This window comes from Corynebacterium sp. HMSC036D03 (assembly GCF_001836185.1).
GTDB lineage: Bacteria > Actinomycetota > Actinomycetes > Mycobacteriales > Mycobacteriaceae > Corynebacterium > Corynebacterium simulans.
On record NZ_KV827743.1, the window covers coordinates 229,566 to 244,394 of the forward strand.

The window sequence follows — 14,829 nt, forward strand, 5'->3', positions numbered from 1 at the left end:
CCCTTGTTAGCCCCTGCCTTTAGCCCAGGCCCCTTCCACGATGAAGTCGCGGAACTGCGCGACCGGCGGAGCCTCATCTCCTTGCCGCCAGACGAGGCCAAGCTCGCGGTAGGCGGGCGGCTGCAGCGGAACGAGGTTCCCCACCTGCAGGTAGGGGTCGTCGAGGGGCAGAAGCGCGCTACCCAGGCCGGCGGCAACGAGTCCTGCTACAGTGGTTAGCTCCATCGACTCAAAGACCAACCGTGGGCTAAAGCCTGCACTGTCTGCCAGGGCGTCGAGAAGCATGCGCGTGCCATACCCGGGAAGCATGCCGATGAAGGGTTCCTCGCGGAACTCGGCGATTCCTACCTCCGCGCGGCCTGCGGCCCAGTGCCCCTCGGGCACGGCGAGCCCCAGCCGCTGCCTCTCGATCTGATGCCAACCTACCTGTGCGCTAGTTGCCGGCTCCGCCGCTTCGGGCAAAGTAGGCCGCGGGCCCACCAGCGCTAGGTCAGACTCGCCCGCGAGCACGCGGCCAACCAGCTCTTGCGCGGCGCCTTGATGCAGACGAATATCCACGTTCGGATGCTGTGCGCGATAAGCCTTGACCAGGTCAGGGACCATCCAGGTGCCCAGCGAATGCATGAAATCTAAGCGAACCGTGCCGCGTTCCGGGTCCATGAGCCGGGCCACCATATCCCGCCCGGCGCGCTCGGCGGCGAGCATCTTCCGTGCGTGCACTACGAATGCCTCACCGCGGGTATTGAGCACCAGCCTGCGCCCCACGCGGTTGAAAAGACTTGCCCCCAGCGCGCGCTCCATGCGTTGCACTCGGCGGGTGAGCGCAGACTGGGAAATGCCTAGCTCATCGGCCGCGGCGCCCACCTGCCCGAGCTCCGCAACGGCGACGACGCCACGAACGTCATCCAGGTTCATTCCCGCACCCACTTTTCTATATGCGCCGTCTGCATTAAGTTTCTAACTTTCAGACATTTTACACATGCATTGCCGCCACGCATGCTATTTATATGACTAGAACCCGGCGCGCCATGCTCGCAATGCTCTTCGTGGGGCTGGCGATCTTTTCCTGTCTCTACACCACCCAAGCCCTACTGCCCACGCTGGTGGAACAGATGGGGCTCAGCTCCACGCAGGCCGCCCTGACGGTGTCAGCGGCCACTGGCGCGCTGGCACTATGCGTGATTCCCGCTTCCATCCTTTCGGAGCGATTCGGACGCGGCCGCCTGCTCATCGTCTCGGCGGTGGGCGCGACGTTGCTGGGCTTAGTCGTACCGCTAGCCCCAAACGCCGCACTGCTCATTACTTTGCGGGGCCTGCAGGGCGCGGTGATTGCCGGCGCCCCAGCCACGGCTATGGCCTGGCTATCTGAGGAGCTTTCTGCCACCGATCTCGCCCGCGCGATGGGCCTCTACATCGCCGGCACCTCCATCGGCGGGCTAACCGGCCGTCTCGTGCCCACCAGCATCGTGGAGTTCAGCTCTTGGCGATGGGCGTTGTTCGGCTCAGCCTGCGTCTCGTTGTTTTTCGCCCTCGTTTGCATCTTGTTGCTGCCTGCACAGCGCAACTTCACCCCTAAGGAACTGCGCTTTGGCAACGAGCTACGCGCCATCTTTGGCCATCTGCTCAACCGCAAACTGGTGGAGCTATACCTCGTGGCATTTCTGGCGATGGGCACCTTTGTCTCGATGTACAACTTCTTAGGATTCCGGCTCATCCAGCACTTTGGCCTGGCGCCAGCGCTGGCGGGTTCGGTGTTCCTCTTCTACTTGAGCGGCACGTGGGCCTCGGCTCGCGCAGGCCGGCTGGTACAGCAGATCGGCCATGGAAAGACACTGTTTTCTTCCTGCCTCCTTTTCGCGCTCGGTATCTTTGCCTGCGCCGGCCCCCTTCCGCTAGTTCTGCTGGGCATCGTGGCGCTGACGGTCGGTTTCTTTGCCGCGCACTCCACGGCTTCCGGCTGGGTGGGCCACCTGGCCACCCATGACCGTGCGGAGGCCTCCAGCATGTACGTCTTTTGTTATTACTTTGGTTCTTCCGTCCTGGGCGCGGTGGCAGGCCTGCTTTTCGACGCCCTGCCCTGGGCCGGCTTCATCGCCTGTTACGGCGGCGCGGCGCTGGTACTGACAGGCCTGACTTTGACCTTGAGAAAAAACGAATAAACTCGTGTTTTATGGATAAATGGTCAGCGCGCACGTGGCATCGCCGGGCCTCGCGTCCCGTGACAATCTGGATGATGGTCTTCATCGTTGCAGGCGCTATCCACACTTTTATCCCGAACGCGCGCTGGGTGCTCATTCACATCTTCACGCTGGGCATTCTGAGCAACTCCATCGTGGTGTGGTCCCAGCACCTTTCTGAGAAGTTTGTGCAAACCCGCCTGCCGGATTCCGCCCGGCCCGCCCAGCTCACCCGCATCTACGTGCTCAACGCGGGCATTGTGCTGGTGCTTATCGGTCAATTGCTTCTGCATGCGTGGTCACAGCACTGGATACTCACCCAGGTCGGCGCCACGATAGTTGCTGCGATGATTGCCTGGCATGGCGTTTCCTTGTCCGGCCAGTGGCGTGGAAGCAAGGGCAAACGCTTCCGCCCCGTCATTGCCGCCTACGTCGCCTCCGCCTTCTTCCTCGCGGTGGGCGCTGCTTTGGGCGCGCTGCTTTCGGTGCATCCTGCCCACCCACAGCTGCTCATCGCCCACGTCACGGCCAACGTCGCCGGCTTCGTGGGCTTGGCCGCGGCCGGCTCGCTGACAATCTTGTTCCCGTCCATCTGGCGCACCAAGGGCGTCAACAAGCGTATGCGCCCAAGCTTCCTTTTGTTGGCGCTCGGCGTTGTCATCACCTTGGTCGGCACCATTGTTAACCACCCGGAGTTCGGGCTCGCGGTCTACTGCGTGGGTTGGGTCTTAAGCCTTGAGGGATGGGTCACCAACGTGCTCAATGTGGCTAAGGATCCGCGCGGGCGGGTGAACTACCCTTCGATCTCCGTTCTGTGCTCCGCTTTCTGGCTGGTAGGCGCGCTGACCTACTACACGGTGCAACACTTCTTTAGCCCTGAGCCCGGCATTCCCACGCTTGGACTGGTGGTGGGCTTTGCCGCACAGCTCCTCTTTGGCGTGATGAGCTACCTGCTTCCCATCACCATGGGCGGCGGCCCGGCAGCCACCCGTTCGGGCCTGCAGGAACTCAACCGCTTAGGCCTGCTGCGCGCCACTTTCATCAACGGCGGCGTGGCGATCTGGATGTCCTCGACGACAGTCTGGGTCACCCTGTGCGCCGCCCTCTTGTGCATCGGCTCCCTCGCGGTTTACCCGGTGCTCATCGTACGCGCGGTGAAAGCCCAGAAAGCAGTGCTGCAGAAGAAAGCCGAGGGCCCTGCCCCGGAGACCACCATTCCGTGGCACCAAGTGGGCATAGGCGCTGCCATCCTGGCACCACTGCTGCTGTTCTAATACGCAGACTCGTCGCTTACAGCGGCGGTTCCGGCGTATCCAGGATCGGAGGATGCTAGAGAGATTAGATAAAGCCCCAAAGGCTAGATGCTAGAAAGCGCAGGCACGCCCGGCGCGCCAGCACTCATAAAGTCGCGCACGGCACGGGTGGCCTGCACGTCGCCAGAATTATAGTCAAGGATTTGCTGGCGAACTTCCATATCCCCTGCCAATGCTTCGCGGCGGGCGTTGACGGATTCCTCGCCGTCGAAGTCTTCGGGCCATTGAAAACCGGCAACGGGAGCCACGGTCTTAAGGCCGAGCCCATAGGGGCCCATAAAGTTGCGCTTGACGTGGACAAACATGTCAACCCACTCGGGTGAGGCGATGAACTCTTCGACCTCTTCGAGCTGTGGGGCGCCAAAACGCTTGGCGGACATGCGCATCCAGTGGTTCTCACCGTGCGCGGAATAGCAATAGGCCGCGAAGGTCTTGCCCGCAGCATGCGCCTGGGCACGCAAGCCCATCAGCCACTCCCAGAACTCCGCGAAGTTAGCGGCCTCAGCGCGCCCGCCGAGCGGTTCCCAGGTCACGAAGGCGTGGTACTCACCCTCATACCAAGCACCCCAGAGATAAGCGCCCTGGTCCAGGTAGGCCTCCATGTCCACATCGACTTCGACGTCGGCACGTGGCACGGTGAGTCCGGGCTGAGCGCTCTGTGCAGTTTCATCGCGGCGCAAAAGTGGCTCGCCCACGCGCCAGGCCTTGGCGAGCTGGGAGGGCTCGCCCAACTGGGCGTCGATAAGCGCTTGCACCGTCTCAATGCCCTTTTCACGGTAGGCCTTGGCGCGATCGCCCGGCAGGAACAGTGAAATGTCGTCGCGGGCGCGCAGCTCAGGCTCGCACAGCTTCCAGAAACGGCAGGTTGCGCACTCTTTGACGCGGCGTGGACCCGTGGGCAAAGGCTGCGCCAACGCACTCGCGACGTCGAAACGTGCGGTGTCGGTGAAAAATACCCGCGAGCGATCCTGGCCAATCGCTCCGCCCCGGCCCGAATTTAGATCAAGGTCCTCCAGCGCACGCGCGGCAAATGCCAGACGATAGCCGTCGACGGAATGATGCCGCAGCTTATAAGGCACCTCTAGTGGTTCACTAAGGCCTACCCTGTGGGTGGGCACCGCCAGAGTGCGCGCATTTTCGTTACGGCGCGCTACGCGGTGATTCGAGACGATGATCGGCGTATAGGCCTCCCCCTCACGCAGCAGAAGGTCTATTTCTACCTTCCATTCGCCGGTGGCGAAAATGGCTCCCGTAATATGCGTGTATCCATAAGCCAACGCTTCTAGCGTGGCCATAGAACGCTCCCACTCATCACCTTCCAAGTCGATGCGCCGGAAGCGGCCGGGAGCCTTGACCGGCAGGTTCGCCATCGCGGCTTCTACGGCGGCCACGTGCCTTTCGGCCCGGGCCTTGGAGGCCTCAGTTGGTTGGATCTCCGGATGGGCACGCCGCTGCACCAGCCTATAGCGGCACCCCACGAGGTCCGCAGCACCAAGCACATCCTTCACAACGGGTGAGCTTAATAGAACAGCAAGGTAAAGTTGAACCCAGACAATTAAGTAAAGGAAAAATTTATGAGCATCGTGAAGAAGATTAGGAAGGCTCGCCGCGAAGCACGCGCCGAGGTCAAGGCCGCTAAGACCCGCGTCAAGGCAGAGGTTAAGGAAGCATCCAAGGCCCAGAAGCGTCAGCAGAAGATCCTGGCCAAGCAGGAAAAGGCGCTTATCAAGTCCGAGGAGAAGGGACTTAAGAAGCGCCGCAAGCACGAAAAGAAGCTGGCACAGCTCGAGCTCGATAAGCTCAAGCACGGCCGCCTTAACAAGGACAATGTCAAACGTTACGCCGGCGCTCTGCGCACCGCTGCCCCACTGCTGCTGCCGCTCGTTTACCGTGGCATCGTTGCGGCACAGGGCCAGCTTGAGACCAAACGCGCTAAGAAGGCCGGCCTGACCACCGATCAGATGGCGGCATTCTCCGGCCACGGTGCTTCCTTAAAGGCTCGCACCGCAGGCATCCGCAACACCCTCAAGGATTCTGACCTCCCGGCCGGCTTCAAGCGTGACGTGAAGGAGCGCCTCAACGAGGTTGACTCTTCCATCGATAACGCCGAGTACATGACCGACCAGCAGCGTCGCCGCGTGCACAAGACCATCAACGCGGAGATTGACAACATCACCGCTGAAATCCAGCAGCGCCTGTCCGCATAAGGTCGACCAGCAGAGCAGTTCTCCACGCCGCCTTTTTTATTTTTTATTAGGGCTCAACCAAGTTTTGGACCCCTATTAAGAACCTTAAAAAGGGCGGTAGGGCCGAGAAAGCTCTACAGCACGCCCTGCTCGCGAGCAGCCGCCACAGCGGAGGTACGCGAGCGCACGCCCAGCTTGTCGTAGATGTGCACCAGGTGGGACTTCACGGTTGCCTCAGACAGCATGAGGTCTTGGCCGATCTCACGGTTGGAAGCGCCGGCAGCCACCAGCTTGAGGACCTCTAGCTCTCGCGGGGTCAACGAGGTGCGCGGAGTGCGCACGCGGGTCATCAAACGATCTGCCACGATCGGCGAAAGCGCCGAGTCACCATCTGCGGCGGAATGCACGGCAGCGAGCAGCTCGTTCGGCGGAGCGTCCTTGAGCAGGTAGCCCACTGCGCCAGCCTCAATGGCGCCGAGAATATCGGCGTCGGTGTCATAGTTAGTCACCACGAGAACCTTCGGCGGATGCGCCATGGAGGAGCGAATAGCTGCGGTTGCCTCAGCACCGCCCATCACGCGCGTGCCTTCCACACCGGCGCCGAAGCGCAAGTCCATCAAGATGACATCGATTCCGCCGGCCTGTGCCGCGGACACCGCGGCCTCCGCAGTTGCCACCTCGCCTACAACCTCGATGTCTTCAGCGCCTTCGAGTACGGATCGCAGCCCGAGGCGAACGATCTCGTGGTCATCGGCCAACAAGACCCTAATCACGCGCGCTTCCTCCTAAAGTGGTCGAGACAATCATCCAAAAGTTTAATCTACCGTGCCGCCCAAGGGCATACTAACTGACACCGCAGTACCGGAACCTGGTGTTGACTCCACCACGACCTCACCGCCGAGCTCCTCCGCGCGCCGGCTCATAGCGCTGAGCCCAATATGCCCCAGGCCCGCGGGCTGGTCCTGCACCTCCGCTACGTCAAAGCCATGCCCGTTATCCACGACGTCGACACGCACCTCGTCCGGGGCATAAGTCACGGTGATGCGCGCGCGGGTGGCACCCGCATGCTTGACGACGTTGCCCACCGCGCCCTGCGCGATACGCAAAAGCGCCGCCTCTACCTTCATCGGCAGCTTAACTTCTTCACCTTCTGCCTCCACCTCGACGTTCACGCCGCTAGTGGCCGCGAAGTTCTCAGCCATGCGGTTAAGCGCCGCCTCCAGTGAAGCCTCCGCCAGCGCGGGTGGTTGGAGCGCCGCAATCATGGCGCGGGCTTCGTGCAGGTTATCGGCCGCAGTTCGCCGCGCGAGTTCGATGCGCTCCTGGGCTCGCTTGATGTCTTCCTTCCCCAAGTCCCGATCTGCTGCATGCAGCAGCATCTGGATGGAGGAAAGCCCCTGAGCCAGGGTGTCATGAATCTCGTGCGCGATGCGCTGGCGCTCTGCGATCATGCCGCTTTCACGTTCCGATTCCGCCAGCTGCGAACGCGTCTCGATGAGCTCGCGATTCATCAGGGACAAGGCTCGGAATGCGTAGTAGATAGCCACCGTCACTAGCGCAGAGACCGCAGGTCCCATGACACCGCCGAAGGTCAACCCACCCGGGATCTGCATGATCACCGAAATCGCCGTCGCCGCAATGACGCAGACTATGCCCACGTACAGGTCCAGTACGTAGAGATACAAAAAGAACAGCGCGAAGACCAGGTAAATCGCAACGGGAGCGACGAACATGTCTGCCATCCACACGACGGATAGAATCACCAGCCATAGGTATCGCACGCCCTTTGGCCATTGCTCCAAAAAGACCGAGCCTGCGAAGTAAATTGCCGCAAACGCCGTCAGCAGCAACAGGTTAATCACGGCCTGCCACAACGGCAGGCGCACCGTGCTGAAGATGGCCACCACGAGCAAGGTCGCGGTAAGGATATGAATGCCATTGCGCAAAGCCTCAGTCTCTGAGGAACGCTGGTCTATTGTGGACATCATGCGCAAAAGCCTACTGTCCGGCCTTCTGGCCGTCACGCTCGCCCTCGGCGCCTGCAGCTCCCAGGAGACCGCATCCACCGACTCCGCACCCGCGCCTCACGACGCCGCGCCGTCTTCCGCGGCTCCAGGAGACGGCCTGCCCGTCGATGCCACCGCCGAGCCGAATGCCGAAGAAGCCTGCCCCTATCTCGATACCCAGTGGGTAGCTGATACGAATGGGCAGAGGATGACCCGCACGGCCGTCGACAAGCGCTTTAGCACCCCCGCGTGCATCTTCTGGTCCTATCCGGAAGACCCGCAGGCCACGGTCGTAGTCCGCGAGATGCCGGACGTTGAACAGGCCCGTGCCGTGGTGGATTGGGCCGCCCCGGTCGATTCCACGGAACTAGCCGAGTTCGCAGGCTGGTCCGGCGGCCGCGGCGTCTTCGACGAAGCGTATTCCGTATACGCCGTGCAAAAGGACAACAAGGCCGTGCTGGTGTGGTCGAATCAGCTCCAAACCTTGAAGGCTGAGCTCATCGCCCAAGAGGCGATTAAGAACTTGGGCCTTTAAACCGCCACGTCGTTATACGGCATTATCGTCGAAACCCACGGGAAAATAACCTCCATCAGGAGAAAAAATACGCCAACCGCAATCGCGAGCACCAACACCACTTTGACGGCGGTAGGCCCTGGCAAAAGATTCCATAGTGCGCGATACATCTAGCTCTCCTCCAGTACGGCAGGGGTCTTGCCCTCTACCTTCGGTTCATGTGCGACTTCCATGGCATGGACAATCATGCGCTCCGCATTCGAAAACTGCGGGTGGCAGGTGGTTAGGGTGAGCAAGGCTTCCGACGCCTGCTCGACCGGGGTATCCCAGCCCGGGACAGGGGCGATAACCCCGACATCGCCAGGCAGCGTGATATGCCGACCGCTCAGACCTTGGTACTCAGGCTTAGCCTTCTGTTCAGGGCTAAAGCAATCAGCTGGCGCGCCGTCGATTGGCAACACGCGGTAGGTTATCCACTCCGACTGGGTTTCGACCACGATGGCATCGCAGGTCTCAAGATTAGCCAAGTCATTAAATGGGGCACCCTTGCCCACGCGGTGGCCGGCGACGGCGAAGTTTCCGAGTTCCCCCGGCATCTGACTATCGGTGTAGCGACCTGGACCGCGCAGTAGATCCTCTTCCTGCGTGCCTTCAATGATGGCGAATTGGAAATCCGAGCCGAACGTCGGAATATACATCCGGGCAAAGGCCTCACCCAGCTTGGGGTGGAGTTTTCCGCGGGGGTTATGCCACTGAGTTTCCAAGTTTTCGCTCGCCTTTTCCTGCAGACGGTCAGACTCAAGGTTGGTCCAGTAGGCCTCATAGAAGGCAAAGAGAAGCAAGATGACGCCACTGGTCAGCAATAGCTCACCGATGACGGTGCTCACTCTATTTTTGCTCATAATTTAAACTTAATCGCTGTACAGTACAGAAAGCCCTATCCGCGCCTCGTGAAGGATTAACATGCTCGAAATATTCATGTACCCGGTCTCCGGAATCATGAAGTTGTGGCACATACTTTTCGCCCAATTCCTCGATAGCTCGCTGGCGTGGTTGGTGGCAATCGTCTTCCTTGTGATCACAATCCGCAGCTTTATCGCACCGCTGAATTGGCTTTCGGTGAAGTCGGGGCGCATTGGCGCGCTCATGCGCCCAGAGCAGGTCGCTCTCAATGCCCGCCTCAAAGAGGCAACCACGGTGGAAGAGGCGATGGAGATCCTCACCGCGCAAAAGGAACTGCGTGAGCGATTCAAATTCAACCCGGCGGTAGGCTGCCTGCCCATCTTCATCATCATGCCGATGTTCTTGGGCCTCTACCAGGTGGTTTTGCGCGCCTCCCGCGAGGGCAACAGCGACCATGTGGGCCTTTTAAATCCCGCAGACGTCGCGGCATTCCGCACCACCTTGCTCAACGGAGTACCGATTACGGATTTCGCCCGTGAGCACAAGGATCTTGTGATTCCCATCTTGGTGCTAGCGCTTTTGTTCACCGTTCTGAACATGGTCATCACGCTTTACCGCTCTTATCTGACCACGCAGTTTGATAAGAAGTTCAACCGCCGCATGCTCTGGTTTACGGTCCTGCTCATCTTCTTGGTGCCGTGGCTGCTGTGGAACACCGCAATGAACGCACCTATCCCGGTGGCAATCATTTACTACTGGGGCTGGACGTATCTTTACACGCTCATCCAGACAGTGGTTTATGAGCTAATCCTGCGCCGCCGTTACCCGCTACCAGAGGAAGTCCATGCCTTCCGCCGTGAGACCATCGGCCGCTGGCGTTCCAAGGAAGAAAAGCGCAAAAAGAAAGCCCGTTCCGGCAAGGAGGCAAAGGAACAGGCTAAGGCGAAGCGCAAGGAAAACATGCGCATCGTAGCGCAGGCTCGCAAGCAGCTTAGATCGAATAGTCAGCAGGAGGCGCAGAAAGAAGCTGAATAGCCAGTTCGCGCGCGGTCTTCAGCGGTGAAAGCTCACGGGTAAGGCGCGCGCCTGCCATGCCGCCGTCCAGGAAGATGAGCAGCTGGCTTGCCTGCGTGGCAGAAGGATAGCCGTTCTTTGCGGTAAGCAGCGCAGTCATGGTGTTGTGCACCCAGGTGCGGTGCTCTACGCAGGCTGCCACGATGCCGCGTTCAGCATCGGTTTCAGGGCGTGGATATTCGCCCGCCGCGTTTAAGAAGTGGGAGCCGCGGAATTCGATTCCTGGCTGTTCCTCGATTGCTTTATCGAAGAAGGCCAGCACCTTCTGGTGCGGATCGGTCATGTTTGCGGTACGGGCTTCCCAATCGGCCCGATACTTTTCATCAAGCGACTCCACATATGCAATGACGAGGGCGTCTTTAGAGCCAAAGAGGGAATAAAGGGATGCCTTGGCCACATCCGCCTCGCGGAGAATGCGGTCAATACCGATGACGCGAATGCCCTCGGTGGTGAAAAGATTGGTTGCGGACTCAAGGAGTCGGCTGCGCGGACTCGGACGGTTCCTGCGCGATTTCTTTTCTGGCATATCCTCTCCTAAAACGACAAAACCGGTTCATCTATACAATATAGACAAACCGGTATGTACGCTAATTAACCCTGTTTACTTGGGAGACTTCTTGGTAACCAGGCCGACAATCCACAGAAGCAAACAAGCGCCCAAGGTGGCGACGACGATCATCATGATCCATCGATTCGGGGAGTCAAAACCAACAAAGGACATAATGCCTGCGCCCAAGAGGCCGCCAAGTACACCGACGATCAGGTTGGTCAGAAGGCCGTGATCACGCTTCATAATCTTCTCTGCCAACCAGCCAGCGATAATGCCGACGATGATCGATCCGAAAAATCCTAGGCCCATGCCCATAGCTATCTCCTTTTATTAGTTCTTTCAGCTACAAGCACTATGGTGCCAGCAAAAAATATAAACACAAAAGGGACGATCTGCGTTTCCGCAGGTCGTCCCTCGAAGCGTTGATGAATCGTTAGTTAATTGCCAGGGAACCCCCAGAAACTAGCGCTCTATTCTCCGGAGTCCGGACGCACAACCATCATCGGGCATGGTGCCGACTGCAAGAGTGCGCGGGAGGTGGAGCCAAGAAGCATGCCCTTGAATCCGCCGCGGCCGTGGGAGCCAACGACGAGCAGCTGGGCGCCATCAGCGGCGTCGGTAAGTGCGCGGACCGGACGGTCACGAGCAATAACCTTCTTGACCTGAACGCCTGAGTACTCCTCTTGAAGGGAAGCAATGCGCTCGCTGAGCAGCTCTGCCTGCTCCTTCTCCACGTCTGCCCACTCAGCCTGTGCGGCGGAGAGGCCAGCGAGGGAAGCCTGAACCTGCATGTCCATCCAAGTGTGAACCGCGATGAGCTCGGCGCCACGGGCATCTGCTTCCTTGAAGGCATAAGCGGTAGCCTTCTGGGAAACCTCAGAACCATCGACACCAACAACAACCGGACCGTACTTGTTCAGCTCGGTGACGTTGTTGTTATCACGAACCACAACAACCGGGCAGGCAGCGTGGGAAACCACGGAAGCGGAAACGGAACCCATCACCATGCCGGAGAGACCACCCATACCGCGGGAGCCCATGACAATCATCGTGACGTCCTTGGACATTTCCAGCAGCATGTCAATCGGGGAGCCTTCAGCCACCGTGTGGCCGATCTTCAGATCCGGCGAAACCTCATGAGCGATGGCGCGGCCTTCTTCGATCTTCTCCAGAGTTTCTGCCTGCAGATCATCGAAGAGTTCCTTCGGAGGGACCATGCCCTCTGCGTACAGGAATTGCGGCATGGTGTAGCTGGAGGCAATGCGCAGCGGAATGCCGCGCTTGGTTGCGGTGTTAGCAGCCCAACGAACAGCGTTCTTGGAGGCTTCCGAACCGTCTACGGCAACAACAACAATGTCTTCCTTGGCCATGATGTTTTCCTTTCAGCTGGTTATACCCTCAGTCTAGTACGTACTAACCAATCTCCGCAGTAGTTGCAGCGCCTGCATTAGCTGGGAAAAATACGGAGTACAAGAACTCCGCAATCTGTGCGATTACGGCGCCAATGCCGTTAGAGAAGAATTCAATTACCGGTGCGAGAAGAGAGTCAAAATCCATGGGAAACAGACTAGTGCATATGCGCAAGGGGTTCAGCCCATTGCCAATTAAAGATGGTCTGAATCCGACCAGGGTGCGCGTACCGGCCGGCCCAATTACAGCCTGGGCATTTTTGGAAGAAGTGATTACAGCACAGCGCCATCGCAGTCCGCTTGACGACGCCGCGGCGCTCCAGGCGCGCTTCGACAACAATGAGGTGGTTCTGCGCGACCAAACGGTCCTGCGCTCGGATACACTGCTCAGCACCGACACTGACGTGTTCTTCTACCGCATGCCGGCGCCCGAAACACCGGTGCCCTATGACATCCCGATCATCTATGAGGACGAGCACCTGCTCGTAATAGACAAGCCGCCATTTATGGCAACGATGCCGCGCGCAAAGCACATCGTCCAGACGGCCACTGTTCAGATGCGCCGCAAGACCGGAATCGACGAACTCACACCCGCGCATCGCCTCGACCGACTTACTTCCGGAATCTTGGTATTTACAAAGACGAAGGACGTACGCGGCGCCTACCAGACACTATTTGCGGAAAGGCGTGTGCAAAAGACTTACGAGGCTATCGCCCCGCTTTCCGACGTCGCGGCGGGCACCGTGTGGGAGTCACGCATCGAAAAGACCCCTGGCGAAATCCAAGGGCGCATTGTGGACGGCCCCGTAAACGCGATCACCATCCTCGCCGACGTGACCGCTGTGGACAACACCGGTTACGAAAATATTCATGGCAAGCAACCCCCGCTCGCCCGCTACACGCTCAAGCCGAAGACGGGTAAGACCCATCAGCTAAGGCTCCACATGTGGCAAGCCGGCGTACCCATTCTCGGCGACCCCGTGTACCCCGTCATCTATCCCGCCGACGCGGAGGACATGCGCGTCCCAATGCATCTCACCGCAACGCACATCGCATTCACCGATCCACTTTCTGGCAAACCTCGCGAGTTCTCCTCAAACTTGCCACTAGTCGCCCATAATTTCCTTCACCCATAAATGTTGTAATTCGTACGTCGATCCCATCGAACTTTTCACCAGGAAAATTACGAGCGTCTACAAACTCATCTTTTACCCAACCCACTAAACCGAAAAGAAATAAAAACAGCCGACCCGCATTCCAAACTTTCAAAAGCCGTGCCTCGCCCACATTAAAATGCAGCGCGCATTAGAGCATTCATGCTCAAGCTATCGTGCCCTGGACCCGACCAGAAAGCAATAACCCTGGCGCGAGCAAACCACCAAACAGGCACGACCCGTTACAGCAACCACGTACAAGCCGCAGACTTAGAGTTATAGCCCGCAGCATAAGGTCACCCCGAACGACTAAGACTCAACGCTCCGCAGACGATGAAGTCGGAGCCGCCGCGACGCAAACGAAACGACAAAACTTGAAAGGGCGACTTACCTCGGTGAGGTTGCGATTCCCCGAAACTACACCGGCACCGTAAGCCCCATAGCAACTCCGTACCCCACTCGTCGCCACTACCCAAGGACCAACCGGTCCACGGCTGCAATCGCAATAGAGAAATCGACGGCGAAATGTCTACTTTCATGCGATCCATCCATAAGAAGCGTTTCGACACTGTGCTTTAAGCCGAGACTAAGGACGGCGAATTGGAACAGTCACCGACACCGTCGCCCACGGGCAATAAATCAGTCCGGCGGCGCGCCGCTATCAGTGAAACTGTCTCTACCTGCACATTCACGAGACGGACAAGCACCAATTGCACAGCTATGCAAACAAATAGACGCAATTACCCACCGGCTCAAAATGGGACTACTCACGGAAAACGTCTCGACTAGCTGAACAACGAATAAAGCGATCTAAACGCCATTCAAAAACGCAGGGATTGAGCATTCCTAAGGGAAACGGGAAAATCGGTGTACAAACAGGAGCACTATTGGAAAACCGGTGTGGCTTGAGTGAATAATTGACGCCGCAAATACCCCTGCGATCACAAGACCTCCAGCCATGGATTCCCTGATCCAAGGCCGATAACAACCAGGTTGATTGCTCAAGCGCCGTCAGAACAAGGCAACGAAAGATGATGTATTCAGCTTCTCCGGAGTTAGCGGCCTTGGGGAAAGATCTCATCGGCATTAACCAAGCGGGGCCCTATCCTAATCAACCATCGAAAGCCGCATTTAAACTCAGAAGCGGACAGAACCTGCATTCGAACCATCGACGCCATGAAATCTAGCGGCCGCAACGCTTCTCGATGGTTTGAATGCAGGTCCCAACTCTTCATCCGCGCGGAACCAATCTCTAATTCACTCTGTTTTTAGGCACAGTGACAATTTAGAAGGCTGATCCGTATAGTCCATAAACCACGCGATAATGAACACCGCAGTTGCCTGGGATAGTTCATGTGGTGAACAAAGCTGCATTCGACCCATCGAAGCCGCCGAAACCGGGCGTTGTGGGCCTGTTGGTTGGTTCGAATGCAGGTGCGGTGCCAACCCGGGTGGTTGAGTGCTTTTTGAACTGTTGGGGTTTGTTTGCCAGGTGTGGTGAAAACACAAAAAAGGGAGAGGTTCTAGAACGGTGGTGTTCTAG

The 14,829-nt window shown here is 58.6% G+C and carries 16 protein-coding genes; 6 read left to right on the forward strand and 10 right to left on the reverse strand.

The window, feature by feature from the left end:
- Positions 1–6: 6 nt before the first annotated feature.
- Entirely contained in the window at positions 7–915 is a 909-nt protein-coding gene (locus tag HMPREF2692_RS08200) for a LysR family transcriptional regulator (RefSeq protein WP_070433104.1), read from the reverse strand.
- A 92-nt stretch (positions 916–1,007) separates the two neighbouring features.
- Between HMPREF2692_RS08200 and HMPREF2692_RS08205 the strand changes: the two genes are divergently transcribed.
- Positions 1,008–2,159, forward strand: coding sequence for an MFS transporter (locus HMPREF2692_RS08205; RefSeq protein WP_070433103.1), 1,152 nt, complete (start codon positions 1,008–1,010; stop codon positions 2,157–2,159).
- An 11-nt stretch (positions 2,160–2,170) separates the two neighbouring features.
- Positions 2,171–3,451 (forward strand): copper oxidase, encoded by a 1,281-nt coding sequence (locus HMPREF2692_RS08210; protein WP_246815567.1) that lies wholly within the window; start codon positions 2,171–2,173, stop codon positions 3,449–3,451.
- 83 nt (positions 3,452–3,534) lie between these two features.
- On the opposite strand, the gene HMPREF2692_RS08215 is transcribed toward HMPREF2692_RS08210, so the two are convergent.
- The gene (locus tag HMPREF2692_RS08215; RefSeq protein ID WP_083323822.1) at positions 3,535–4,998 is read right to left on the reverse strand and encodes a TM0106 family RecB-like putative nuclease; all 1,464 of its coding nucleotides are present in this window, start codon (positions 4,996–4,998) and stop codon (positions 3,535–3,537) included.
- 66 nt (positions 4,999–5,064) lie between these two features.
- Here HMPREF2692_RS08215 and HMPREF2692_RS08220 point away from each other — a divergent pair, with 66 nt between their 5' ends.
- The gene (locus HMPREF2692_RS08220; protein ID WP_070823340.1) at positions 5,065–5,697 is read left to right on the forward strand and encodes a DUF6474 family protein; all 633 of its coding nucleotides are present in this window, start codon (positions 5,065–5,067) and stop codon (positions 5,695–5,697) included.
- 113 nt (positions 5,698–5,810) lie between these two features.
- Here the strand turns inward: HMPREF2692_RS08220 and HMPREF2692_RS08225 are convergent, their stop codons facing one another.
- Together HMPREF2692_RS08225 and HMPREF2692_RS08230 are read right to left on the reverse strand one after the other, a co-directional pair.
- Positions 5,811–6,449 carry a LuxR C-terminal-related transcriptional regulator gene (locus HMPREF2692_RS08225; protein ID WP_061925116.1) on the reverse strand — a complete coding sequence of 213 codons (639 nt, stop codon included), beginning with the start codon at positions 6,447–6,449 and terminating at the stop codon, positions 5,811–5,813.
- Positions 6,450–6,491: 42 nt separating this feature from the next.
- Complete coding sequence (locus tag HMPREF2692_RS08230; RefSeq protein ID WP_070433100.1) at positions 6,492–7,664, reverse strand: sensor histidine kinase; 1,173 nt, start codon at positions 7,662–7,664, stop codon at positions 6,492–6,494.
- Between HMPREF2692_RS08230 and HMPREF2692_RS08235 the strand changes: the two genes are divergently transcribed.
- Positions 7,663–8,217, forward strand: coding sequence for a DUF2020 domain-containing protein (locus tag HMPREF2692_RS08235; protein ID WP_061925122.1), 555 nt, complete (start codon positions 7,663–7,665; stop codon positions 8,215–8,217). The genes HMPREF2692_RS08230 and HMPREF2692_RS08235 overlap by 2 nt on opposite strands.
- Here HMPREF2692_RS08235 and HMPREF2692_RS13160 read toward each other — a convergent pair.
- Both HMPREF2692_RS13160 and HMPREF2692_RS08240 read right to left on the reverse strand, forming a co-directional pair.
- A complete protein-coding gene (locus tag HMPREF2692_RS13160; protein ID WP_162839577.1) occupies positions 8,214–8,366 on the reverse strand; it encodes a hypothetical protein in 153 nt (50 codons plus the stop codon). The genes HMPREF2692_RS08235 and HMPREF2692_RS13160 overlap by 4 nt on opposite strands.
- Positions 8,367–9,098 (reverse strand): class E sortase, encoded by a 732-nt coding sequence (locus HMPREF2692_RS08240; RefSeq protein WP_061925125.1) that lies wholly within the window; start codon positions 9,096–9,098, stop codon positions 8,367–8,369.
- A gap of 61 nt (positions 9,099–9,159) precedes the next feature.
- On the opposite strand from HMPREF2692_RS08240, the gene yidC reads away from it, so the two are divergent.
- Positions 9,160–10,134: a membrane protein insertase YidC gene (gene yidC / locus HMPREF2692_RS08245; RefSeq protein ID WP_070433099.1), complete on the forward strand. Its 975-nt coding sequence runs from the start codon at positions 9,160–9,162 to the stop codon at positions 10,132–10,134.
- Here yidC and HMPREF2692_RS08250 read toward each other — a convergent pair.
- The 4 genes from HMPREF2692_RS08250 to HMPREF2692_RS13165 form a co-directional block, all read right to left on the reverse strand.
- Positions 10,091–10,699, reverse strand: coding sequence for a TetR/AcrR family transcriptional regulator (locus tag HMPREF2692_RS08250; RefSeq protein ID WP_070433098.1), 609 nt, complete (start codon positions 10,697–10,699; stop codon positions 10,091–10,093). The genes yidC and HMPREF2692_RS08250 overlap by 44 nt on opposite strands.
- A 75-nt stretch (positions 10,700–10,774) precedes the next feature.
- Entirely contained in the window at positions 10,775–11,038 is a 264-nt protein-coding gene (locus HMPREF2692_RS08255) for a GlsB/YeaQ/YmgE family stress response membrane protein (protein ID WP_061925134.1), read from the reverse strand.
- Positions 11,039–11,193: 155 nt separating this feature from the next.
- Positions 11,194–12,093 carry a universal stress protein gene (locus HMPREF2692_RS08260; protein ID WP_061925137.1) on the reverse strand — a complete coding sequence of 300 codons (900 nt, stop codon included), beginning with the start codon at positions 12,091–12,093 and terminating at the stop codon, positions 11,194–11,196.
- Between the two features lie 43 nt (positions 12,094–12,136).
- Positions 12,137–12,280 (reverse strand): hypothetical protein, encoded by a 144-nt coding sequence (locus HMPREF2692_RS13165; protein WP_162839578.1) that lies wholly within the window; start codon positions 12,278–12,280, stop codon positions 12,137–12,139.
- Here HMPREF2692_RS13165 and HMPREF2692_RS08265 point away from each other — a divergent pair.
- Positions 12,228–13,268 carry a pseudouridine synthase gene (locus tag HMPREF2692_RS08265; RefSeq protein WP_083323823.1) on the forward strand — a complete coding sequence of 347 codons (1,041 nt, stop codon included), beginning with the start codon at positions 12,228–12,230 and terminating at the stop codon, positions 13,266–13,268. The genes HMPREF2692_RS13165 and HMPREF2692_RS08265 overlap by 53 nt on opposite strands.
- The last annotated feature ends 1,561 nt before the right edge of the window (positions 13,269–14,829 follow it).